Origin of the sequence: Streptomyces sp. NPDC086147 (genome assembly GCF_040702165.1) — a bacterium.
In the GTDB taxonomy this organism is placed as follows: Bacteria; Actinomycetota; Actinomycetes; order Streptomycetales; family Streptomycetaceae; genus Streptomyces.
In genome coordinates this window covers 1-22,002 of sequence record NZ_JBFBJO010000035.1, presented here as the reverse complement: position 1 = coordinate 22,002, position 22,002 = coordinate 1, and the positions used below count along the sequence as shown (strand labels likewise).

At 75.0% G+C, this 22,002-nt stretch carries 18 protein-coding genes; 16 read left to right on the top strand and 2 right to left on the bottom strand.

Annotation, left to right across the window (positions count from 1 at the left end; genetic code table 11):
• Positions 1–93 precede the first annotated feature (93 nt).
• The 7 genes from AB0398_RS33210 to AB0398_RS33180 are packed head-to-tail and all read left to right on the top strand — an operon-like array spanning position 94 to position 10,592.
• Positions 94–1,731, top strand: coding sequence for a nitroreductase family protein (locus AB0398_RS33210; protein ID WP_366379396.1), 1,638 nt, complete (start codon positions 94–96; stop codon positions 1,729–1,731).
• 18 nt (positions 1,732–1,749) lie between these two features.
• A complete protein-coding gene (locus tag AB0398_RS33205) occupies positions 1,750–4,638 on the top strand; it encodes a lantibiotic dehydratase (protein WP_366379395.1) in 2,889 nt (962 codons plus the stop codon).
• Complete coding sequence (locus tag AB0398_RS33200; protein ID WP_366379394.1) at positions 4,626–5,759, top strand: lantibiotic dehydratase C-terminal domain-containing protein; 1,134 nt, start codon at positions 4,626–4,628, stop codon at positions 5,757–5,759. Before AB0398_RS33205 ends, AB0398_RS33200 begins: the two co-directional genes overlap by 13 nt.
• A complete protein-coding gene (locus tag AB0398_RS33195) occupies positions 5,756–6,895 on the top strand; it encodes a M50 family metallopeptidase (protein ID WP_366379393.1) in 1,140 nt (379 codons plus the stop codon). The genes AB0398_RS33200 and AB0398_RS33195 overlap by 4 nt, the downstream gene beginning before the upstream one ends.
• A gap of 51 nt (positions 6,896–6,946) precedes the next feature.
• Complete coding sequence (locus AB0398_RS33190; RefSeq protein ID WP_366379392.1) at positions 6,947–7,909, top strand: ABC transporter ATP-binding protein; 963 nt, start codon at positions 6,947–6,949, stop codon at positions 7,907–7,909.
• Positions 7,906–8,661: an ABC transporter permease gene (locus tag AB0398_RS33185; RefSeq protein ID WP_366379391.1), complete on the top strand. Its 756-nt coding sequence runs from the start codon at positions 7,906–7,908 to the stop codon at positions 8,659–8,661. Before AB0398_RS33190 ends, AB0398_RS33185 begins: the two co-directional genes overlap by 4 nt.
• Positions 8,658–10,592 (top strand): TOMM precursor leader peptide-binding protein, encoded by a 1,935-nt coding sequence (locus tag AB0398_RS33180; protein ID WP_366379390.1) that lies wholly within the window; start codon positions 8,658–8,660, stop codon positions 10,590–10,592. The genes AB0398_RS33185 and AB0398_RS33180 overlap by 4 nt, the downstream gene beginning before the upstream one ends.
• A 25-nt stretch (positions 10,593–10,617) precedes the next feature.
• Here AB0398_RS33180 and AB0398_RS33175 read toward each other — a convergent pair whose 3' ends face one another.
• Positions 10,618–11,727 carry a hypothetical protein gene (locus tag AB0398_RS33175; RefSeq protein WP_366379389.1) on the bottom strand — a complete coding sequence of 370 codons (1,110 nt, stop codon included), beginning with the start codon at positions 11,725–11,727 and terminating at the stop codon, positions 10,618–10,620.
• Between the two features lie 200 nt (positions 11,728–11,927).
• Here AB0398_RS33175 and AB0398_RS33170 point away from each other — a divergent pair, with 200 nt between their 5' ends.
• The 7 genes from AB0398_RS33170 to crcB (AB0398_RS33140) all read left to right on the top strand — a co-directional run bounded on the left by AB0398_RS33170 (position 11,928) and on the right by crcB (AB0398_RS33140) (position 17,012).
• Positions 11,928–12,344, top strand: a complete 417-nt coding sequence (locus tag AB0398_RS33170; RefSeq protein ID WP_366379388.1) for a CBS domain-containing protein — start codon at positions 11,928–11,930, stop codon at positions 12,342–12,344.
• 71 nt (positions 12,345–12,415) lie between these two features.
• The gene (locus AB0398_RS33165) at positions 12,416–13,354 is read left to right on the top strand and encodes an RNA polymerase sigma-70 factor (RefSeq protein WP_366379387.1); all 939 of its coding nucleotides are present in this window, start codon (positions 12,416–12,418) and stop codon (positions 13,352–13,354) included.
• Positions 13,355–13,457: 103 nt separating this feature from the next.
• On the top strand, positions 13,458–14,204 hold the full coding sequence (locus AB0398_RS33160) for an NAD(P)H-binding protein (RefSeq protein WP_366379386.1): 747 nt from the start codon (positions 13,458–13,460) through the stop codon (positions 14,202–14,204).
• A 341-nt stretch (positions 14,205–14,545) separates the two neighbouring features.
• Positions 14,546–15,697, top strand: a complete 1,152-nt coding sequence (locus AB0398_RS33155; RefSeq protein WP_366379385.1) for a S1 family peptidase — start codon at positions 14,546–14,548, stop codon at positions 15,695–15,697.
• A 279-nt stretch (positions 15,698–15,976) separates the two neighbouring features.
• Complete coding sequence (gene crcB / locus AB0398_RS33150; protein WP_366379384.1) at positions 15,977–16,471, top strand: fluoride efflux transporter CrcB; 495 nt, start codon at positions 15,977–15,979, stop codon at positions 16,469–16,471.
• Complete coding sequence (locus AB0398_RS33145; RefSeq protein ID WP_366379383.1) at positions 16,468–16,638, top strand: hypothetical protein; 171 nt, start codon at positions 16,468–16,470, stop codon at positions 16,636–16,638. The genes crcB (AB0398_RS33150) and AB0398_RS33145 overlap by 4 nt, the downstream gene beginning before the upstream one ends.
• Positions 16,635–17,012, top strand: coding sequence for a fluoride efflux transporter CrcB (gene crcB / locus AB0398_RS33140; RefSeq protein WP_366379382.1), 378 nt, complete (start codon positions 16,635–16,637; stop codon positions 17,010–17,012). The genes AB0398_RS33145 and crcB (AB0398_RS33140) overlap by 4 nt, the downstream gene beginning before the upstream one ends.
• A 39-nt stretch (positions 17,013–17,051) precedes the next feature.
• Here crcB (AB0398_RS33140) and AB0398_RS33135 read toward each other — a convergent pair whose 3' ends face one another.
• A complete protein-coding gene (locus AB0398_RS33135; protein ID WP_366379381.1) occupies positions 17,052–18,158 on the bottom strand; it encodes a chitinase in 1,107 nt (368 codons plus the stop codon).
• Positions 18,159–18,503: 345 nt separating this feature from the next.
• Between AB0398_RS33135 and AB0398_RS33130 the strand changes: the two genes are divergently transcribed.
• Both AB0398_RS33130 and AB0398_RS33125 read left to right on the top strand, forming a co-directional pair.
• Positions 18,504–20,735, top strand: a complete 2,232-nt coding sequence (locus AB0398_RS33130) for an alpha-N-acetylglucosaminidase (RefSeq protein WP_366379380.1) — start codon at positions 18,504–18,506, stop codon at positions 20,733–20,735.
• A gap of 80 nt (positions 20,736–20,815) precedes the next feature.
• Positions 20,816–22,002: DUF4139 domain-containing protein (locus AB0398_RS33125; protein ID WP_366379379.1), on the top strand; the 1,187-nt coding region annotated here is incomplete at its 3' end.

Here is a 22,002-nt window from a genome sequence, read left to right as displayed (position 1 = left end):
ATCCGAGGCCATCGGCCATGGCCGTCCGCCAGGGCCGTCCGACCGGGCGAGTGCGCCCGACGCCCGGGGAGACCCGGAGAAAGGGGGGAACCCATGGGGTACGCGCATGAGTACGCGCACGCCGTCCTGCACCGCGGCCGCGTTCCGATGGAGCCCGCCGACCACGTCGTGAACTGGGCCGACGGCCCGCGCCGGGGCAAGTACTACCCGGACGCGGAGGCGTTCGCGCTGCCGGAGACCGAGGACCTCGCGGACGTCCCGATCGCCCCCGGCCTGCTGCCCGGCGCCGGAGACCTCGCGCCCGGGGACCACCCCGGGTTCGGCCTCCCGCTGCTGTCCGCGATGCTGAAGGACTCGTACGGGCTGACCGGGCGCCGTCTCGGGATCCAGGCCAACACCGATCTGGCCGGGCTGCCGTACTACCACCACGCCAACTGGTCGCGCGGCACGGCGGGCGGCGGCGGGCTCTACCCGGTGAGCGTCCACTGGGCGGCCGGCCCCTCCGGCCCCCTCACCCCGGGCCTCCACCACTACGACGTCCAGCGGCACGCCCTGCAACGGCTGCTGACCGGCGACGTCACGGGCCGGGTCCGCGAGGCGCTGGGCCCGGACGCGCCCGACGGGGCCCTCGACACCGACCAGTACCTGATCCTCGGCGTCAAGTACTGGCAGAACTCCTTCAAGTACAACAGCTTCTGTTTCCACGTGGTCTGCACCGACCTCGGCACCCTGGCCCAGACCTGGCGGATCTGGGCCGCGGCCCGGGGGCTGCGGCTCGCGCCCGCCCTGTGGTTCGACGAGCCCGCCCTGAACGGGCTGCTCGGGGTGGCGGGCGAGCAGGAGGCGGTGTTCGCGGTCGTGCCGCTGCGCTGGGACGGGCCCCGGGCGGAGAGGGCCGAGGTCCCGCGCACGGACCCGCGCCACCGGCCCGCCGTCCGGCACCGGGACGCCGAGCGCTCCCGCACCCTGCTCGACTTCCCGCAGGTGCGCGCGATGCACCGGGCGACCCTGGCGGGCGCCACCGCCAGGCCCGCCCCGGACGCGCTGGCCGCCGCCGCGGCCCTCACGGACACGGCTCGCACGGACGCGGTCGACGGGGGCGTGCCGGTCCCCCTGCCCGCACCGGCCTTCCCGGACACCGGGGTGCGCCGGGCGCTGCGGGAGCGGCGTTCCAGCTTCGGACGGTTCGACGCGCGCCGGAAGGTGTCCGCCGAGCACCTGTCGGCGGTCCTGGCGACCTGCGCCGGGACCCGGCTGGCCGGTGACAGCGACCCGGCCGGGAAGCACCGGCTCGCCCGGCTCTACGCCTTCGTCAACCACGTGGAGGGGATCGGGCAGGGCGCGTACGCGTACGACCCCGACCGCGGCGACCTGCGTCCGGTCGTCACCGGGCCGCAGGGCCCCTTCCTCCAGGAGAACTACTTCCTGGCCAACTACAACCTGGAGCAGGCCGGGGCGGTCCTGGTGCCCACCGTGCGGACCACGGCCGTCCTGGACGCCGTCGGCGACCGCGGCTACCGGCTCGCCGTCGCCACCGCCGGGGCCGTCGCCCAGGGCTTCTACCTGGCGGCCTCGGCCCTGGGCCTGGGCGCGGGCGTGGCGCTGGGCTTCGACAACGTCTCGTACGCCGAGCGGCTCGGGCTCACGGGCGGCGACGAGGCCCCGCTGCTCGTCATGGCCCTCGGTCACGAACGGCCCGGGCCCGCCGACTTCCGCCACGAGATCGCCTGACGGCCCGGAGGATTCCCCATGACACGCACAGAGTCCGGCGCCACGGACGCCCGGGACGGGACCGAGGCCCACTGGGAGCCGGGCAGGCGCTTCGTGCTCCGCGCGGCCGGCCTCCCGGTCGAGACGGTCCACGGGCTGCGCTGCCCCGGCACGCGCCGCTGGGCCGACGCCGTCCTGGACGAGGAGGAGCGCCTCGCCGCCGAGGGGGCGCGGCTCAGCGACCTCCTGCACGCCCTGGTCGGGTCGACCGCCGCGCCCGGGGACGAGAACGGGGACGGGGACGGGGACGCCGGAGTGCGTCGCGCCCTGCTCGACCTGCGGCGGCGGATCTTCAACAACCGGCTGCCGGCCGATCCGGACTCCGCCGTACGCCTGGTGGAGGGGCTCGACCCGGAGGCCGGCGAGCGGACCGCGCGGTGGCTGCGGGACCGGGCGCGGCTCGCGGAGCTGACGGCCGGCGGCGCGGAGCTGCTCGACGGCGAACTCCGGGAGAGCCGGGACGCGTTGCGGCGCGCGCTGTCCGAGGAGCGGCTGCGCCGCGGTCTGCTGCTCGCCTCGCCCGCCCTCGACGCGCGCCTCGACTCCTATCTGCGCGACACGAGCCCCAGGCCGGGCAACCGGCTGCGCAAGATCGAGCGTTCCGCGCTCGCCTACCTCTACCGCACGGCCTGCAAGACCAGCCCCTTCAGCACCTTCACCGGCGTCGGCCTCGCCTCCTTCTCGGGCGATCCGGCGGACGACCGGGCCGATCTGCGCGTGGACGGGGAGTGGGCGGGCCGCGTGCGGCTCAACGTGGTCGTGCTGACCCGGCTGACCGAGCTGATCACCGGCGACCCGGAGCGCCGCCGGGACCTGCCGGTGGTCCTCTCGCAGGGCTGGGAGCGGGACGCCGACCGCATCCGGTACGTGCGCCACGAGACGACGGCGGGCGACGACGGGGCCGCCGTCACCTTCGACGCGGTCCGGGACCGGCTGTTCTTCCTGCGCGGCAGCGGCACCCTGGACCGGCTCCTGGAGTGGCTCGGCGGCCGGGACGGGAAGGTGCGCCACCGGGAGCTGGTGGACTGGCTGGAGGCCGAGCACGGGGCCGGCCGCGAGGAGTGCGAGCGGTACGCGTCGGCCCTCCTGAACGTCGGCATGGTGCAGGTCCCGGTGCTCCGCACGGACGTGCACGGCGGCGATCCGCTGCGCTCCTACCAGGACGCCCTGCGTTCCCTGGGCGTGCCGTGGGCCGACCGGCTGGCGGGCCTCCTGGACGGCCCGGCCGACTGCCTCGCCCGCTACCCGGGGGCGGACGCCGACGAGCGGCGCGCCCTGCTGGGCGCCCTGCGGAGCCTGCTCCAGGACGTGCAGCGGGAGCTGGGGGCCGCCGAGCCGTCCCTGCCGCAGACGCTGGTGTACGAGGACGTCGACACGGGCGGCGGCCCGGTCTGCGGGTCCGGCGTGCTGGGCGGGGAGACCGGCCGGGCGCTGCGGGCCGTCGAGGGCGTGCTGCCGCTCTTCGACCTGACGCTCCCGCAGCGGATCACCCTGCTCGGCTTCTTCGTCGCCCGCTACGGGCGCGGCGGCCGCTGCGCCGACCTGCTCGGCCTGGTCCACGACTTCCACGAGGACTTCTTCGACCAGTACGTGTCCTTCACCTCCCGGCGGGTCGCCTTCGACGAGGACGGCGCGTACCGGCCCGAGGAGAACTGGCTCGGGCAGGAGGAAATGCGGACCCTCGACCGGGCCCGCCGCCGCTTCCACGGCGGCGTGCGCGCCCTGTGGGAGCGGGAGGCGGACCGGGACGCGGAGGAGGTCGAACTGCCGGGCGGACTGCTGGCGGAGACGGCCGGGGAACTCGCTCCGCTCACGGGGCACTTCGTCCCGCAGAGCCACCACCTCCAGCTCTCGCGGCCCGCCGGGGGCCGGCCCCTCGTCGTGCTCAACAAGTCGTACGGCGGCCTCTCCTTCCCCTTCAGCCGGTTCACCCACCTGTACGACGGGGCCGGGACGTCCAGCCCGGGGCTCTCCGACGCGCTGCGCGCGGAGACGGCGGCGCGGCGGCCGGAGGGGGCGGTGTTCGCGGAGGTCACCGGAGGGCCGGTCAGCAGCAACCTGAACCTGCACGGGCGGCTGACCGACCACCAGATCGTCTGTCCGGGCGAGACCAGCACCGTGCCCGAGGAGGCCCGGATCCACCTGGACGACCTGTACGTCGAGCACGACGAGGCGGCCGGGCGGCTGGTGCTCCGTTCCCGGCGCCTCGACCGCGAGGTCGTGCCGGTCTACCTCGGCTACCTCGTGCCGATCGCGCTCCCCGACATCCCCCGCACCCTGCTGCTGCTCTCCCCCAGCACCATGGCCCCCTTCGACGTGTGGGCGGGGGTGCCGGAGGGCGCGGCCGTGGACGGGGTCACCCGCAGGCCCCGGATCCGGCACGGGGACGTGGTGGTGGGCCGGCGGAGCTGGACCGCGCTCGCGGAGGTCCTGCCGGTCCCGCGCCCGGGGTCGGGCGAGGAGGAGCACTATCTGGACTGGCAGCGGTGGCGGCGGACCCACGGGCTGCCCGACCGCTGCTTCGCCACGGTCTCCCGGGCGGACCGGGGGCCGGTCGGGGCCAAGCCGGCGTACGTGGACTTCGACAGCCCGCTCTCCCTGGCCGCGCTCGACGCCCTGGTGGAGCGGAGGCCCGGCGTCCGGGTGGTGTTCCAGGAGATGCTGCCCGCCGAGGACGGTCTCCACGTCACCTCGGAGCGCGGTCGGCACGTGGCCGAACTCGCCGTGGAGACCTTCACCACCCGCCCGGCCCCGCAACACCGGCCCGCCGACCGGTCCCGTACCGCTTCCCCGTCCCGTACCGCTCCCCCGTCCCGTCCCGTTCCTTCGTCGTCCGGCCCGGAGGTCGCCCCGTCATGCCCGAACTGACCGAGCCCGCGGCCTTCCGTCCGGCCCCGGAGGGCGGCGGCCCCTCCCCCTGGCTGGCGCTGCACGTCTTCTACGCCGCCAACCCCCGCCCCCTCCTGGTCGACTGCGTCCGCCCGCTGGTCGACGGGCTCACCGGGGACGGCCTGCTGGCCGGGCACTTCTTCATCACCTACTGGCTGGAGGGGCCGCACGTGCGGCTGCGGCTCCGCCCGAGCGGCCCCGGCGCCGAGGCGGAGGTCCGCCGGCGGGCCGAGGAGGCGATCCGGGACTTCCTGACGTCCCGCCCCGCCCTCTACGAGGTCGACTCGGGCTTCCTCAAGGACTTCTACAACTCGCTCTTCGACATCGAGTTCCCGGGCGAGGACCGGGCCAGGTACATGGGCCCGGACGGACGGATGAACCTGCGGCCGAACAACTCCTTCTCGTACGAGGTGTACGCCCCCGAGTACGCCAAGTACGGCGGCCCCGCCGGGGTGGAGCTCGCCGAGTGGCACTTCCGGCACTCCAGCGACCTGGTCCTGGAGGCGTACCGCAGCATGAACCTGCACCTGCGGACGGTGCTGCTGGGGACGTCCGCGCAGCTCATGATGGTGATGGCGAGCTGCTTCCTCCCCGAGGAGGAGCGGCTCGCGGACTACCTCGACTCGTACTACGCCTTCTGGCACCGGCTGTTCCCGGGGACCGGCTTCATCGGGTCCACCGAGTACGAGCACACGTACGAGCGGATGGCGCCCGCCCTCGGGGCGCGGTTCGCGCGGATCAGGGAGGCCGTGGCGGGCGGCGATCCGTCCGGGCTCCCGGTGTTCCTGCGCCGCTGGGCCGAGCACTGCCTGGAGCTGCGCGAGCGGGTGGTGGACCTCACCGGGCGCGGCGAACTCGCCTTCCCCGCCTGGGAGGGGCCGGCTCGCGAGGACACCGGCCAGGAGCGCGCCGAGGACCCGGACGCGGCTCCCCTCGTGCCCGTCACGCACGTGCCGGCGGTGCTGCCCCGGCTCCTCTCTCCGTACATGCACATGACGAACAACCGGCTGCACGTGACGATCCGGGACGAGGCGTACCTGTCGTTCGTCCTGGGCAGGGTCCTGCGGGAGGCCGACCAGGGGAAGCGGGGCGTCTCTTGAGCGCCGTCGACCGAGCGAGCGACGACCGTTCCGCCGCGGGCCGTTCCGCCGCGCGCGCCTACCGGCCCGCGATGCGGCCGGGCGTGCTGGTCGGTCCCGCGGTGCTGCGCGGCCCGCGCACCGTCCACCTCGTCAAGCACCCGGTGAGCGGCGCCGCGTTCGAAGTCGGGCCCAGGGAGCACTTCGTCATCGGGCTGCTGGACGGCACCCGGGACGTGGACGACGTCGTGGCCGCGTACGCCGAGCGGTTCCGCCGCCGGCTCCCCGAGGAGCAGTGGACGCGGCTGCTCGGGCTGCTCGGGGCCCGGGGGCTGCTCGCCGGGTCCCCGGATCCGGCCCCGCCGGATCCGCCGCCCGCCCGCACCGGCACCTTCTGGAAGGGCAGCCGGCGGACCGTGGCCGACGCGCACGGGACCGCCGGGCGCCTGCACCGGCTGCTGTCGCCGCTGCTGCGGCCGTGGGTCCAACTCCCGCTGGCGGCGGCGTCCCTGCTGATGACCGTCGCTGTGCTCGCGGATCCGGCGGCACTCCTCGACGGCCTCGCGGCCCTGCTCGCCCGGCCCCTGGTCCTCATCCCGTTCGCCGTCCTGCTCTGGTTCAGCGTCTGCCTGCACGAACTCGCGCACGGCGTCGCGGCCCGGCACTACGGCGGGGTGGTCACCGAGATCGGGCTGCGCTGGCGGTTCCCGGCGATGATGATGTACTGCACGGTCGACAACTACCCGTTCCTGCCGGGGCGCCGGGCGAAACTGGTGGTCGCGGCGGCCGGCGCCCACGTCAATCTGCTCCTCCTGCTGCCCCTCGCGCTCTGGTGGGCGCTCCTGGACGCGGCGGACCCGGCGCGGCCGGTGCTCACCGGGATGCTCTTCGTGGGGATCGTGCAGGCGCTGGGCAATCTGGTCCCGCTGCCGCCGCTCGACGGCTACCGGATCCTCAGCCACCTCCTGGGCACCACGCACCTCGCCCCGGAGACCCGGACCTATCTGGCGCTGCGCCGGCGGGGGCGGGAGGCGGTCGCCGCCTATCCGCCGCGCGCCCGCCGCGTCCACACGTCCTACGCGGTCGCGTCGGTCGCCCTGGTGCTGCTCGCCGCCGGCGGCACCTGCGCGGTCGTCGTCCTGCTGCTGCTCCGATGACACGCCCGCCCCGAAGGTGAAGGACCCGCAACTCATGAATGAGGTACCCGTATGAGCTCCTCCCCCACCACCGACCCCGCCGGGCCGCCCCCGGCCGTCGAGGTCACCGGCGTGACCAAGAGCTACGGCGGCCGGAAGGCCGTCGACGGGGTGTCCCTGAGCATCCGGCGCGGTGAGTTCTTCGGGCTGCTCGGGCCCAACGGGGCGGGCAAGTCCACCCTGGTGGAGATCATGGAAGGGCTGCGCAGGGCCGACTCCGGCACGGTCTCGGTGTTCGGCGAGCCGCCCTGGCCGCGCAACACCGCCCTGCTGCCGCGCATGGGCGTGCAGACCCAGTCCTCCGCGTTCTTCGTGCGGCAGACCGTCCACGAGCACCTGCGGACCGTCGCCGCGCTGTTCGGGGCGGACCGCGCGGCCGTCGACGCCACCCTGGAGTCGGTGGGGCTCGGCGGGCGGCACGGCGTCCGGGTGGACGACCTCTCCGGCGGGCAGCGGCAGCGGCTCGCCATCGCCTCGGCGCTGGTCCACGGCCCCGAGCTGATCTTCCTGGACGAGCCGACGGCCGCGCTCGACCCGGAGGGCCGGCGCGATCTGTGGGAGGTCCTGCGGGGGCTCAAGGCGGCGGGCCGGACCATCGTCTACACCACGCACCACCTGGACGAGGCGGAGGCGCTCTGCGACCGCGTCGGCATCCTGGTGGCCGGCCGGCTCGTCGTCACCGACGCGCCGCAGCACCTGATCGGCACCTTCGGCGCGAGCAGCCGGCTGCTCGTCCCGCTCGGCCGGATCGACGAGGAGCGGGCCCGGTCGCTGCCCGGCGTGGACGGCGTGGCCGTGCAGGGCGGGCACCTCGTCCTGGAGACGCGTTCCACCGGCAAGGTGCTCTCCGCCCTCGACGCCGTGACGGGCCTCGACGGCGTGCAGACCCGTACGCCCAGCCTCGAGGACGTCTACCTCGAACTCACCGCCCGGCGGGACCCCCTCGCCCCGAACACCCAGGAGCAGCAGGCATGAGCGCCTACTCCGCGCTGACCGCGGCGGGCTACCGCGCCCAGGTCCGGGACAGGACGACGGTCTTCTTCACCTTCGCCTTCCCGCTGCTCTTCCTCGTCGTCTTCGGGCTCGTCTTCCGGGGCAAGGCCGTCGAGGAGAGCGGGTTCTCCTACCTGTCGTACACCGCTTCCGGGGTCCTCTCCTGGGGCGTCGCGAACGCCGCCGTGTTCGGCATCGCGTTCACCCTGATGCAGTGGCGCGCGGACGACATCCTGCGGATGATCCGGATGTCGCCCGCGCCGCTGTCCTCCGTCATCGGGTCCCGCTACGTCCTCGCGCTCGGCGTGGGGCTCGTGCAGTCGGTGCTGTTCGTCGGGGTGGCGATGCTCCCCGGGTTCGGGCTCGTGCCCGCCTCGCGGTGGCCGCTGCTGATCCCGGTCCTGGTCCTGGGCATCACGACCTTCCTGCTGCTCGGGGTGATCATCGGCAGCATCGCCGACACCCCGGAGTCGGTCGCGGGCATCGCCAACTTCCTGATCCTGCCGATGGCGTTCCTCTCCGGGTCGTTCTTCCCGCTCGACTCCATGCCGGAGTGGCTGCGGAACGTCTCGCGGGTGCTGCCGCTGCGCTACCTCAACGACGCGGTGTCGGCCGCCCTGACCGGCCGCGGCGACCTCTCCGACATCGGGGTGGGGTGCGCGGGACTCGTGGTGTTCGGCGTGCTCTTCGGGGCCGTCGCGGTGCGCTTCTTCCGCTGGACGAAGAGCTCATGACCGCCGTCGCGCTCCCGCAGCCGCTGGCGGAGGCCCGCGACGCCCTCCAGGCCTTCCTGGACGGGCGGTTCGGCGCCGGCGCGCCCCGGGTCGTGCCGGTCGGGGCCGTCGGCGCCGGGGGCGGCCGGGCCCCGGACCCGTGGGCCGCCGAACGGCCGGCGGCCCTCGTCCACCTCAGCGCCTCGGCGGTGCTGCTCGGCCCCTGGGGCGGCGACGGGAGCGCGCCCGCCTGCGGCCGCTGCCTGGCCCTGCGGTGGCAGCGGCTGCGCAGCCGGAGCGAGCGGGACGCCCTGGAGACCGGCGGCCCGGACGGGCCCCGCCCGGCCGCCGCCTGGCCGCCGCTGACCGGGCACGTGCACGACACGGTGGCCGCGCTGTGCGAGGCCCTGCTGCGCGGGCCGCTCCCGGCGCCGCCCGCCTCGCTCCCGGCGGACCGCGCCCTGCCGCAGGTGACCCGGGTCGACCTGGCGAACCTGCTCGTCAGGACGTACCCGCTGCTCGCGGACCCGCTCTGCCCGCACTGCGGTCCGGGAGGAGGGGACGGCGGCCCGCCGCTCGGCCTCGTACCGCGTCCCAAGCCGGATCCGGATGGCTACCGGCTGCGGTCGGCCTCCTCGTACCCGCTCCCGGTCGACGCCCTGGCCAATCCGGTCTGCGGCGCGCTCGGGGCCGGTACCTGGGCGGACGTCACCTCGTCCACGACCGCGCCGGTGGCCGGGAGCGTGTTCGTCCGGGGGTACGCGGGGCTCCACGACGTGACCTGGAGCGGTCAGGAGAACTCCTTCGCCACCAGCCGCCGACTGGCGTTCCTGGAGGGGTTGGAGCGGTACGCGGGGACCCGCAGGCGCACCGGCCGGGCGCCGGTCGTCGCCGCGTACGACGCGCTGGGGGACGAGGCGGTCGACCCGGCGGCGTGCGGTCTGTACGCCCCGGAGACGTACCGGGACGACCCCATGGTCAGGCCCTTCGACCCCGCCCGGCCCATCCCTTGGGAGCGGGGCCGGTCGCTGCGGGACGGGCGTCCCGTCCTGGTGCCGTCGCGGCTGGTGTACTACAGCATCCCGACGGCCGACGACGACTTCGTCTTCGAGTGCTCCAACGGCTGCGCCATCGGCGGCTGCCTGGAGGAGGCGGTCCTGGGCGGCCTGCTCGAACTCGTCGAGCGGGACTCCTTCCTGAACGGCTGGTACGGGGCGGCCCGGCTGCCCCGGATCGACCTGGCGACGGTCGGCGGCCCCACGGTCGCCGCCATGGTGGAGCGGGCCGCGCTCCAGGGCTACGACGTGCACGCCTTCGACAACCGGATCGACCTCGCGGTCCCGGCGGTCACGGTGGTGGGCGTGCGGCGGGATGGCGGTCCGGGCACGCTGTCCTTCGCGGCGGCGGCCTCGCTGGACCCCCGGTCGGCCGTCGAGGGCGCCCTGTCGGAGGTGCTGAGCTACCTCCCGCACCTGGCCCGCCAGACGGCCGAGCGCCGGTCGGAGCTGGAGGCGATGGCCGACGACTTCTCCCTCGTACGGCACCTCAAGGACCATCCGCAGCTCTACGGGCTGCCCCGGATGTCCGCGTACGCGCGCGCGTACCTGGAGCCGTCGGAGGCGCGTCCGTTCGACGAGGTGTACGGGGAGTGGGAGAGCGGCGGGCGGCCCCGCACCGGGGACCTGCGGGACGACGTGGCCGTGGTCGTGGACGAGCTGGTCGGGGCGGGCCACGACGTCGTGGTCGTCGACCAGACCACGCCCGAGCAGGAGCGGGCGGGGCTGCGGACGGTCGCGACGGTGGTGCCGGGGCTGCTGCCGATCGACTTCGGCTGGAACCGGCAGCGGGCCCTGCTGATGCCCCGGCTGCGCACGGCCCTCCGCCGGGGCGGCCACCGGTCCCGCGACCTCACGGAGGCGGAGCTCGTACGGGCTCCGCATCCCTTTCCCTGATTTCCCCGGTCGGGTCGCCGGAGTCCTAGCGGCCTATTCCGTGGGACTTGACCGTCGACACGACGGGGGCGCGGGACAGCTTCACCGCCGTGCCCCGGGCGGTCTCGAAGGCCTTCGCCGGGTCCTCGTCCTTGCGCCAGGGCTCGGCGCCGCACCACGGGCCGATCAGGCGGAACTGTTCCAGGGCGGGTCCGTACAGCCTCGCCCGGAGCATGTAGTGCGCGAGGAGGTGGCGCAGGGCGGGCAGGCGCTCGTCGTCGGGGTCGACCTCGGCGAGGGAGGCCGCGACCCGCTTCAGGAGGCCCCTCGTCGCGGGCGTGACGGAGAAGGTGGAGACGGGGCGGTCGGTGAGCTCGTTCAGGGCGTGGAGGTACATGCCGGCGAGCGGGCTGCCCTGCGGGGCCTTCAGGACCGCCTTCCGGGCGAAGCGCGTCATCAGCCTGTCGCTGCCGAACCACTTGGCGCACCAGTACTGGAGGGCCTGCCAGTGCCCCTCGTAGTGGTGCGGCGCCCGGGCGACCAGGCCGTCCCAGAGCGGCCGGAACCGGGCGCGGTCGTACTGGGCGCCCCGGGCGGCGGTGACCATGACGACCCAGGGGCCCGGGTTCGCGGGGTCGAGCAGCGCGGCCCGCTGCGCCTCCTCGATCGCGGCCGGGAGCATGGAGCGGAAGCTGTTCATCCGGTCCGTCGGGACCTCGTGGGCGTAGCCGCCGCCCCGGATCTCCCAGGCCCGGTGGACCATGATCCCGGCGTGGAGGGTGGCCGCGTCGCAGTTGCCGGGCTCGGCCGCGCGCCACGCGTCCAGCCAGGCGTCGTCCTCGCGGGCGATCTCCTGGAGGAGCTCGGTCCGGGACCAGCGCTCGTCCCAGTCGTCGCCCGCCGCCCGGACGTAGGCCTCGGCGGCCCGCCAGTCCCCGCCCCACGCCGCGTCGGCGACGGCCTGCCGCTCCTGACGCCGGTGCGGCGGCGGGGGCGGGCCGGCGCGGCGCGGGTCGAGCTGTTCGCGGGGCGCGAGCCCGTAGTCGGAGGCCACGAAGTGCTCACCGACCCAGCGGTCGGCCCGCCCGGGGGCGAGGAAGAGGCGGTGGAGCACGGAGAGGAGCACGCCGAGCACGACGGCGAGGAAGATCGTCACGGCCGGGAATCATCCCCCACCCGGTGACTCTCCGCAATATTCAAGGCCAACGATACGGCGAGGTCAGGGGCGGAACGCGGAGGGATCGGCGGCCCGGGTCCGCCCGCGTGTTTTCCCCGGGAGCCGGAGGGCAGGCGCGTTCGTGCCAGTAGTTCTGTCGACTTTTCCGCACTTTCACGGAACGGATGCGGGTGATCCCCATGACCACGGCACGCGAGATGATGACGCCGGACGCGACCTGTGCGAAGGCGAGCGAGACCGTGCGCGACGCCGCGCGGAAGATGGCCGAGCTCGGTGTCGGCGCCCTGCCGATCTGCGGCGCCGACGAGAAGCTCAAGGGCATGCTGACGGACCGCGACATCGTCCTGAAGGTGGTGGCCAAGGGCCTCGACCCGGCGGAGTGCCGGGTGAGCGACCTCGCCCAGGACGAGATCGTCTACGTGCGGGCCGACGCCGAGGCCGACGAGGTCCTCGACGTCATGAGCGAGCACCAGGTCCGGCGCGTGCCCGTCATCGACAGTCACGTCCTCGTCGGCGTCATCGCCCAGGCCGACGTGGCCCGCGCCCTGCCCGACCGCAAGGTGGGCGACCTGGTCGGGGCCGTCTCGGCGGACTGACCCGCGCACGCCCGCGCCGCCCGGCGGGCCCGTGTCCGACCTCCGCCGGGGCCCTGTGGCAGGCTGGCCGCGTGACGTCGGAGACCGCACAGCCCCTCGCCCCGGACGACGGCGCCGACGCCTCGGCCGCCGAGTTCACCGTCCACCGGCCCAGGATGTTCGGCCTGGCCTACCGGATGCTCGGCTCCGCCGAGGAGGCGGAGGACACCGTGCAGGACGCGTACCTCCGCTGGAGCGGAGCCGACCGCGCGGCCATCGCCCACCCCGCGGCCTGGCTCGCCACGGTCGTCACCCGCCTCAGCCTCAACCGGCTCGCCTCGGCCCGCGCGAAGCGCGAGGAGTACGCGGGACCGTGGCTGCCCGAACCGGTCTTCACCCGCGACGGCGCGCTCGGCACCCTGGAGTCCGCCGAGCGGCGCGACGCCGTCTCGACGGCCCTGCTCGTGCTCCTCGAACGGCTCACCCCGACGGAGCGGGCCGTCTACTTGCTGCGCGAGGCCTTCGCGTACACCCATCGCGAGATCGCCGGGGTCCTCGAACTGGGCGAGGCCAACTGCCGCCAGGTGTACGGCAGGGCGGTCCGGCGCCTGGAGCGGCCCGAGGCCCGTTTCGCACCGGCGGAGGAGCAGCGGCACCGGCTCGTCGAGTCCTTCGTCGGCGCCGCGCGCGAGGGCGATCTGGCCGGTCTGGAGCGGCTGCTCGCCGAGGACGTCGTCTGGTGGAGCGACGGCGGCGGCAGGGTCTCGGCGGCCCGGCGCCCGATCGTCGGCCGGGACGCCGTGCTGCGCTTCCTCGCGGGCGTCGGGCGGCGCACGGAGGAGGGCACGGAGGTCGCGCTCGCCGAGGTCAACGGGGCGCCCGCGCTCGTGAGCCACCGGGAGGGGACGCTCCTCGCCGTCACCGCCTTCGAGGTGCGCGACGGCGCCATCAGTTGTGCGAGGGCCGTGATGAACCCGGACAAGCTCGCCTTCGCGGGCCGGCAGTTCGCCGGGGGAAGCGTCCTGGGGTGAGGCCGTGCGGCGCCGGTTGTCACATTTCCGGGGGCCCGCCGGTTCTCAGCTGACGACACGCGTTCCACCGGGGAGCGCGCACCCTGCGGAGGGAAGAAGCACGATGACCACGATCCTGGTGACCGGGGGTACGGGAACGCTCGGACGGCTCGTCGCCGAGCGCCTGCGCGAGGACGGCGCCGAGGTGCGGGTGCTGAGCCGCCACGCGCGGCCGTACGCGGTGGACCTGCGCGAGGGCACGGGCCTGGACGCGGCCGTCGAGGGCGTGGACACGGTGGTGCACTGCGCGAGCACGCCGCGCGGGGGCGACGACCGGGCGGCGCGCCATCTGATCGAGGCCTCGCGCCGGGCCGGGGTCCGGCACCTGGTCTACATCTCGATCGTCGGCGTCGACCGGGTGCCGCTCGGCTACTACCGGACGAAGCTGGCGGTCGAGAAGATGATCGAGGGGTCCGGGCTCGGGTGGACCGTGCTGCGGACCACACAGTTCCACGACCTGGTGGTGGAGTTCCTGCGCAACGCGGCCAGGGTGCCGGTCGTGCCGCTTCCCGCCGGCGTATCGGACCAGCCGATCGAGGTGGCGGAGGTCGCCGCCCGCCTCGCCGAACTCGCGGCCGGGGAGCCCGCGGGCCGGGTGCCGGACATGGGCGGCCCGGAGGTGCGTACGCTCGCGGAGCTGGCCCGGACGTACCTGGACGCGATCGGTCAGCACCGCCGCCTGGTGAACGTGCCGCTGGCCGGAAAGGCCTACCGGGGGTTCCGGGCGGGCGGACACCTGACGCCGGAGCGGGCCGTGGGCAAGGTGACGTTCGAGGAGTTCCTCGCGAAGCGCCTCCCCCGACGCGGCTGACGCGCGCCCGGGGCGCACTCGGCCCCGCCGCATACCTACAGGGCCCGGCCCACCGGGCCCTGTCGCACGACTCCGAGGGAACGGGCCGCCGGACGACCGGCGGCCCGTTCGGGTGTCCGGGCATCTGAGCGTTCGGGCGTTCGGGGCGGGCGCGACCGTCACCGCAAGGCCGGCGCCACGCGGTCGGCACCACGCGGTCGGCGTCCGGGACCGTCACCGCGAGACCGGTGACCGTCGGCGTGTTTTTGGTATGGACCTGCCAAGTCAATGACGCTAGCGTAACGGCCGACGCTCCGTGAGAGCGCTCTCAAGCGTTCTACACCCCCACACCAGGAGGCTTCGTGAAACGCACCACTCCCCTGGGCTCCGCCCTCGCGGCCCTGTTGCTGGCACTCGGTCTCGGCGCCGCCCACGTCGGGGCGGCGAACGCCGCTCCGCTCCCCGCGCCGCCCGCCGCCCCCTCCGCCTCGGCCGGACTGCTCGACGCCCTCCAGCAGGACCTCGGCCTGACCCGGACACAGGCCGAGGAGCGGCTGCGCGCCGAGAAGACCGCGACGGAGGTCGAGAAGGCCGCCCGTCAGACGGCCGGAGGCGCGTACGGAGGCGCGTGGTTCGACTCCTCCTCGGGGCGGCTCGTCGTCGCCCTCACCGACCGGGCCGAGGAGGCCGAGGTGCGGGCGCTCGGCGCCGACACCCGGGTGGTCCGCCACAGCGCCGCCGCCCTCGACCGGGCCAAGGCCCGTCTCGACGGGCTCTCCGCGCCGAAGGGCGTGGCCGGCTGGCACGTCGACCCGAGGACGAACAGCGTCGCCGTCACGGTCGTCCGGGCCGAGCGGGACGTCCCCGCCGTGCGCGCCTTCGTCGAGAAGGCGCGGGCGAACGGGCCGGTCACCGTCACCGAGACGGCCACCGCGCCCCGCACCTACGCGGCGGGGACCGTCGGCGGCGACCCGTACTACACCGGCAACGTGCGCTGTTCGATCGGCTTCTCCGTGCACGGCGGGTTCGTGACGGCCGGCCACTGCGGCCGGGCCGGAGCGGCGGTGCGCGGCTGGGACGGCTCCGCCATGGGGACCTTCCAGGGCTCCTCGTTCCCCGGTGACGACTACGCGTACGTGAGCATCCACAGCGGCTGGTGGACCGTACCGGTCGTCCTCGGCTGGGGCGTCACCCCGGACCGGCTGGTGCGCGGCTCCGCCGAGGCGCCCGTGGGCGCGTCGATCTGCCGCTCGGGCTCCACCACGAAGTGGCACTGCGGCACCGTCCTCGGCAAGAACCAGACGGTCAACTACAGCCAGGGCGCCGTGCACCAGATGACGAAGACCAGCGTCTGCGCGGAGGGCGGCGACTCCGGCGGCGCGTTCATCAGCGGCGACCAGGCCCAGGGCGTCACCTCCGGCGGCTGGGGCAACTGCTCCTCCGGCGGCGAGACCTGGTTCCAGCCCGTGAACGAGATCCTCGGCCGCTACGGCCTCACCCTGCACACCGCCTGACCCGTCCGACGGGAGCCGGTGCGCGGCCGTTCCCGGCGGCCGCGCACCGGCGCTCGCGCGCGCCCCTCCCCGTATCCCACCGGTTCCTCCCCGTCCCGCGCCGGGCGGCGGCGTCCCGGTGCCGCCCGTTATCCTGGAGACGCGACCGCCCCCGGGCCGTCGCGCGGCGGTGGGGCCCGCCGTACCCGAACCGCGGCACGCGCTGTCGCCAACGGTCCCTACTCGTGACCCGTCCCCGCCCGCATCCGCGCGAGCGGAGGACCACGCGTAGGGAGAGGCATGCGTTCCGAAGAACCCCCGAAGACCACGGCCTCCGAGCCGGTCGATCCCGACGTCACTCCCGCGGACGTCCGTCGGCGCCGGGCGTCCCGGCGCGCGCGCCGCGGCACCCTCGCGGTCGTCGCGGTGGGCGGCTCGCTCGGCGCCCTGGCCCGTTTCGGGGCGTCGCTGCTGTGGCCCACGCCCACAGGCGCCTTCCCCTGGACGACACTGACGGTGAACGCCGCCGGGTGTCTGGTGATCGGCGTCTTCCTCGTCGCCGTCACCGAGGTCTTCACGGCCCACCCCCTCCTCCGCCCGTTCTTCGGGACCGGGTTCCTGGGCGGGTTCACCACCTTCTCCACGTACTGCGTGGACATCGAACGCCTCGTCGACGCGGGCCGCGCCACCACGGCGCTCACGTACCTCGTGGCGACCGTCGCCGCCGCGACGGCGGCGGTGGCCGCCGGTGCGTTCGGCACGCGTCGCCTCCTGTCGCACCGGAGCACGTCATGACCTTCCGCACGGATCCGACGGTCCGCCCGACCGTCCTCGTCGACGACACCGAGGAGCACGTCCGGGCGTTCCTGCCGCGGCTGGAGGAGCTCGGCGTCGAGGGGCCGATCACCCCGGAGCCGGTCGAGACCGTGCGCTTCGACGACGCCGGGGAGGGCCCGCGGTGAACGACGCCCTCCTGGTGGCCGCCGGCGGCGCCGTCGGCGCGCCCCTGCGCTATCTGACCGACCGCGCCGTCCAGGCCCGTCACGACACCGTCTTCCCGTGGGGCACCTTCACCGTGAACGTCGTGGGCTCCCTGATCCTCGGCCTGCTCACGGGGGCCGCGCTGTCCGGCGCGGCCGGGCACTCCGTACAGCTGCTCCTCGGGACCGGGCTGTGCGGCGCGCTGACGACGTACTCGACGTTCTCCTACGAGACGCTGCGGCTGGCCGAGTCCGGCGCGCGGTTCTTCGCCGTGGCGAACGTCGTCGCCTCCGTCGTCGCCGGGCTCGGCGCCGTCTTCGTCGGCCTCGCCCTCGCCCGGGTCCTCTTTCCCTGAGCCGCCGGACGGGCCCGGGGCCCGTCCGGCGGTCGGGTCCTAGCGGCCCTGGAGCTTCTTGACGTTGTCGCCGAAGGTCCAGCCCTTCGAGCCGTCCCAGTTCGCCGACCAGGTCATCAGGCCCTTGAGGGCGCCCTTGTAGTGGTTCCACGCCTGGGCCACGGCCGACGGGGCCATGTGGCCGCCGCCCGCGCCGGGCTGGGCGGGCAGGCCGGGCACCTGCTTGTCGTACGGGACCTTGATCGTGGTGCCCTGGATCACCAGGCCCTTGTTCAGGCAGTCCGTCTGGGCGACGAACCCGGCGACGGTGCCGGCGGAGTAGGAGTCGCCCGAGCAGCCGTACATGCTGCCGTTGTAGTACTGCATGTTGAGCCACCACAGGCGCCCGTTGTCGGCGTACTTCTTGATGACCGGCAGGTAGGCGCCCCAGATCGAGCCGTAGACCACGCTGCCGCCGGTGACGTACGCGGTCTCCGGCGCCATCGTCAGGCCGAAGCCCGCGGGCATGCGGGCGAGGACGCCGTCGATGATGCGGATCAGGTTGGCCTGGGAGGTGGAGAGGGTGGTGATGGAGCCGCTGCCGACCAGGCCGGTCTCGATGTCGATGTCGATGCCGTCGAAGTTGTACTTCTTCAGGATGGGCACGATGGTGTCGACGAACCGGTCGGCGACGGCGGTGGAGTTCAGGTCGATGCCCGCCGTGGCGCCGCCGATCGACATCAGGACGGTCGCCCCGGCCGCCTTGGCGCGGCACATCTCGGCGGGGGTGGCGACGCGGACGGTGCTGTCCATGCCGTCCTCCCACAGCACCGTGCCGTCCGAACGGATCACGGGGAAGGCGGCGTTGATGACGTTGTAGCCGTGGGCGGCGAAGCGCGGGTCGTCGATGGGGGCCCAGCCGAAGGGCGGGTGGACGCCGTTGGCCGCGCCGTCCCAGTTCTCCCAGTACCCCTGGAGCACCTTTCCGGCGGGCTTCGGCTTGAGGGCGCAGGTGTCGGCGGCCGCTCCGGTTCCGGAGGCGGGGGCGGACACGGCGGTCCGCGCGGGCTTCGCGCCTTCGGCGGCGGCGGGCGCGGCGAGGGCGGCGGCCGTGAGCAGGGCGGTGAGCCCCGCTCCGAGGACACGGGGGATCCTGGGGCCTGGCATGCGTGCTCCTTGGGACGTGGGGGGGATGGGTCCTGGGGGTGGCGCGCGCTCCAGCAGACCGTAGGTTGGTCCAGACCATTCGTCAACCACTGCTGCGTACAGGAGAGTTGACCTCTCTTCGCCGAAGCACCGCACGCGACCGGCGACCTCGTGAACCGTCCGCCTTCCGACCGGTGCCCCCGTGCGCCGTCGGCCTCCCGCACCGGCGGCCTCGTGCGCCAGTGGGTGCCGTGTACACCCGTATGGATGAGACCCCGCCGGACCCCGCTCCGCTTCCCCTCGTCGAAAGGGGGCGCGTAGGAAAGTGGTCGGACGATCCGCCGGCCTCTTCCAGCAGGGAACCACATGGGCAGTCGCCTGATCCTCCGATGCCGTCACGTCCTCGTCCTCGTGGTGCTCGTCATCACGGCGGCGGTGGCGCCCGACGCGCTGTCCCCCCGGGGCGGGACCGCGTCCTCCGCCGCCGCGCCCGCCTTCGACCCGGCGCCCGCGCGGGCGAGCCTGGAGCGCCTGCTGTCCTCGCGGGCCCGGCAGTTCACCCTGGTCCCCGTCGAGAGGCCGGAGTCCGGCGACTACTTCGAGGTCTCCGGCGAAGCGGGCAGGATCCAGGTGCGGGGCACCTCGCCGGCCACCCTGCTCGCCGGGGCGGGCCGGTACCTGGAGCGGGTCGCCGGGGTCGACATCGGCTGGCCGGGCGACAGCCTCGGCCGGCTGCCCGCCGTGCTCCCCGCGGTCCCCGGGACCCTCACCCGGTCGGCCAGCGTGCCCCACCGCTACGCCCTGAACGACACCGACGAGGGCTACTCGGGCGCCTACCGGGACTTCGAGACGTACCGCCGCGACATCGACCTGATGGCGCTGCACGGCGTGAACGAGGTCTTCGTGCCGACCGGGGCCGAGTACCCGTACTACCGGGCCCTCCAGGAGTTCGGCTACGACGCCGCCGAGCTGCGGGACTGGATCCCCGCCCCCGGCCACCAGGCCTGGTGGCTGCTGCAGAACATCTCCGGCTTCGCGGGCCCGGTCTCCGAGCAGCTGATCGAGGGCCGCGCCGCGCTCGGCGCCCGGATCGCGCGGCAGCTCCGCTCGCTCGGCATGACCCCCGTCCTGCCGGGCTACTTCGGCACGGTGCCGCCGGGGTTCGCCGAGCGCAACCCGGGAGCGGTCACCGTCCCGCAGGGGAAGTGGGTGGAGTTCGAGCGGCCCGACTGGCTGAACCCGACCGGTCCGGTCTTCGACCGGCTCGCCGCCGCCTACTACCGGGTCCAGCGGGAGCGGTTCGGCGACAGCGACATGTTCAAGATGGACCTGCTGCACGAGGGCGGCGCGGCGGGCGGGGTCGACGTGGCCGCGGCCGCCGGGGCCGTCCAGCGGGCCCTGGAGGCCTCCCACCCCGGTGCCACCTGGGTCCTGCTCGGCTGGCAGCGGAACCCGACGCCCAAGCTCCTGAGCGGGGTGGACCGCGAGCGGGTCCTGATCGTCGACGGCGTCTCCGACCGCTACAACGGCCTCGACCGCGAGAAGCAGTGGAACAGCACGCCCTACGCCTTCGGCACCATCCCCAACTTCGGCGGCCACACCAGCATCGGCGCCAACACCGCCCTGTGGGGGGAGCGCTTCCACACCTGGCTGACCAAGCCGGGCTCCAAGCTGCGCGGCATCGCCTACCTGCCGGAGGCCACCGGCGGCAACCCCGCCGTGTTCGAGCTGTTCACCGAACTCGCCTGGGAGCCGGGCCCGGTCGACCAGCGGGCCTGGTTCGCCGACTACGCCGCCCGCCGCTACGGGGGCGCCGACCCGCACGCCGCCGCCGCGTGGGAGCAGCTGCGCCTCGGCCCATACAGCACGCCCGCGGGGACCTGGGGCGACCCGCAGGACAGCGTCTTCGCCGCCCGGCCGAGCCTCACGGCGACCACGGCCGCGCTCTGGAGCCCGCCCTTCTCCCGGTACGACGCCACCACGGTGGAGCGGGCGCTGTCGGAACTGCTCCGGGTCGCGCCCGCGCTGCGGACCACGGACGCGTACCGCCACGACCTCGTGGACGTGGCGCGCCAGGCGCTCACCAACCGCGGCCGGGTGCTGCTGCCGAGGATCAAGGCCGCTCACGACGCCGAGGACCTGGAACGCTTCCGGACGCTGGTGCGCGAGTGGAACTCCCACCTGGAGCTGCTCGGCCGGCTCGTCGGCTCCGACCGGCGCTTCATGCTCGGCCCGTGGCTGGAGAACGCCCGTTCCCGGGGCGCCGACCCGGCCGAGCGCGACCGGCTCGAGTACGACGTGCGCTCGATCCTGACCACCTGGGGCGGCCGGGGGCCGAGCGAGGGAGGGCTGCGCGACTACGCCAACCGCGAGTGGGACGGACTGGTCCGCGACCTCTACGCGCCGCGCTGGGCCGCGTACTTCGCGAGCCTCGACACCGCCCTGGCGACCGGCCGGGCGCCCGTCGCCGTCGACTGGTTCGCGAAGGACGACGCCTGGGCCCGTGACCACCGGCGCTACCCGACCGCGCCGACCGGCGACTTCCAGGCGCTGGCGGAGGAGGTGCGGACGGTCCTGGCGGAGACGCCCGCGGCCTGAGAAACGCCTCCCGGCACCGGGGCGCGGCCCGTCCGCGTAGGCTTCGACCGGTACGACGGACGGGGCAGGGGGCGAGGCGCATGTCGGAGGAGACGGCCCGGAGGTGGGGTTCGACCCTCGATTCGGTCGTGGTGTACGCGCAGGGGGCGGTCTGCCGCCGTCTGGCCCGGGGCGTCGTGCCCCGGGACGGGCGGGTGCGGGTCGCGGGACTGCCCCGCACCCTGGACCCGGGCTCGCTGCGGGCCCGCGTCCTGGGCCCCGCCGGCGTCCGGGTCACCGAGGCCCGGGTGGAGGTCGCGTCCGAGCCGCTCGACGGCGGCGCGCCCGACGAACTGCGGCGCGAGGTCGAGCGGCTGCGCGACGCGCACGCGGCGGCCGAGGGACGCCGGGACCGGCAGCGGACCCTGATCGCGGAGGTCGAGGGCCTGCACCCGGTCCCTCCGGCCCGCAAGCGCGAGGACCCGCACCGCCGCACCGCGGTCGACGCCTGGCTGGAACTCGCCGACTTCGTCGACGGGCGGCTGGCCCGGCTGCACGCGCGCCTTGCCGAGTCGGAGGAGGAGCTGCGCCGTGCCGAGCACGCGCTCTCCGTCGCCTTCGACCGGCTCGACCGGGCCTCCACCGACGCCCCCGCCGAACACGTCGAGACCGGCGTCCACGCCGTCCTGACCCTCGACGGCGCGGCCGTCGGGGAGGCTCCGGCGGAAGTGGAACTGGAGCTGGAGTACGGGGTGCCGGGCGCCGTCTGGGTGCCGGCCTACCGGCTCTCCCACCGCCGGGACGAGGACGGCGGGCGCTTGGTGCTGCGCGCCTCGGTCGCCCAGCGGACCGGCGAGGACTGGACCGGGGTGCGCCTCGCCCTGGCCACCGCCGACCTGCGGCGCCGCACCGACCTGCCGCGCCTGCGTTCGGTGCGGATCGGACGCCGGCAGGCGGCCCCCGCGCCGTCCGGCTGGCGCGAGCCCCCGGCGGGCCTCGCCGACCTCTTCGGCGGGTACGAGGCGGCCGGCCCCCGGCCCGTCCCGGCCTCCTCCCTGCTCGGCGGCGCCGCGGCGGGCTCCGTGGCCGTGCCGGTCGCGGCCGCTCCCGTACCGGCGCCGCCCCCGGCCCCGGCGCCGCCGGGCTTCGCCGGACCGCCGGCCCTCACCGGAACGCCCCCGCCGCCCGGCGCCGTGTACGGCTTCGCCTCCGAGGCCTTCGGCGGGGCGCCCGGATCCGCGCCGCAGGGCTACGGCGCCGCGCCGGGCTCCGCGCCGAAGGCCGCCCA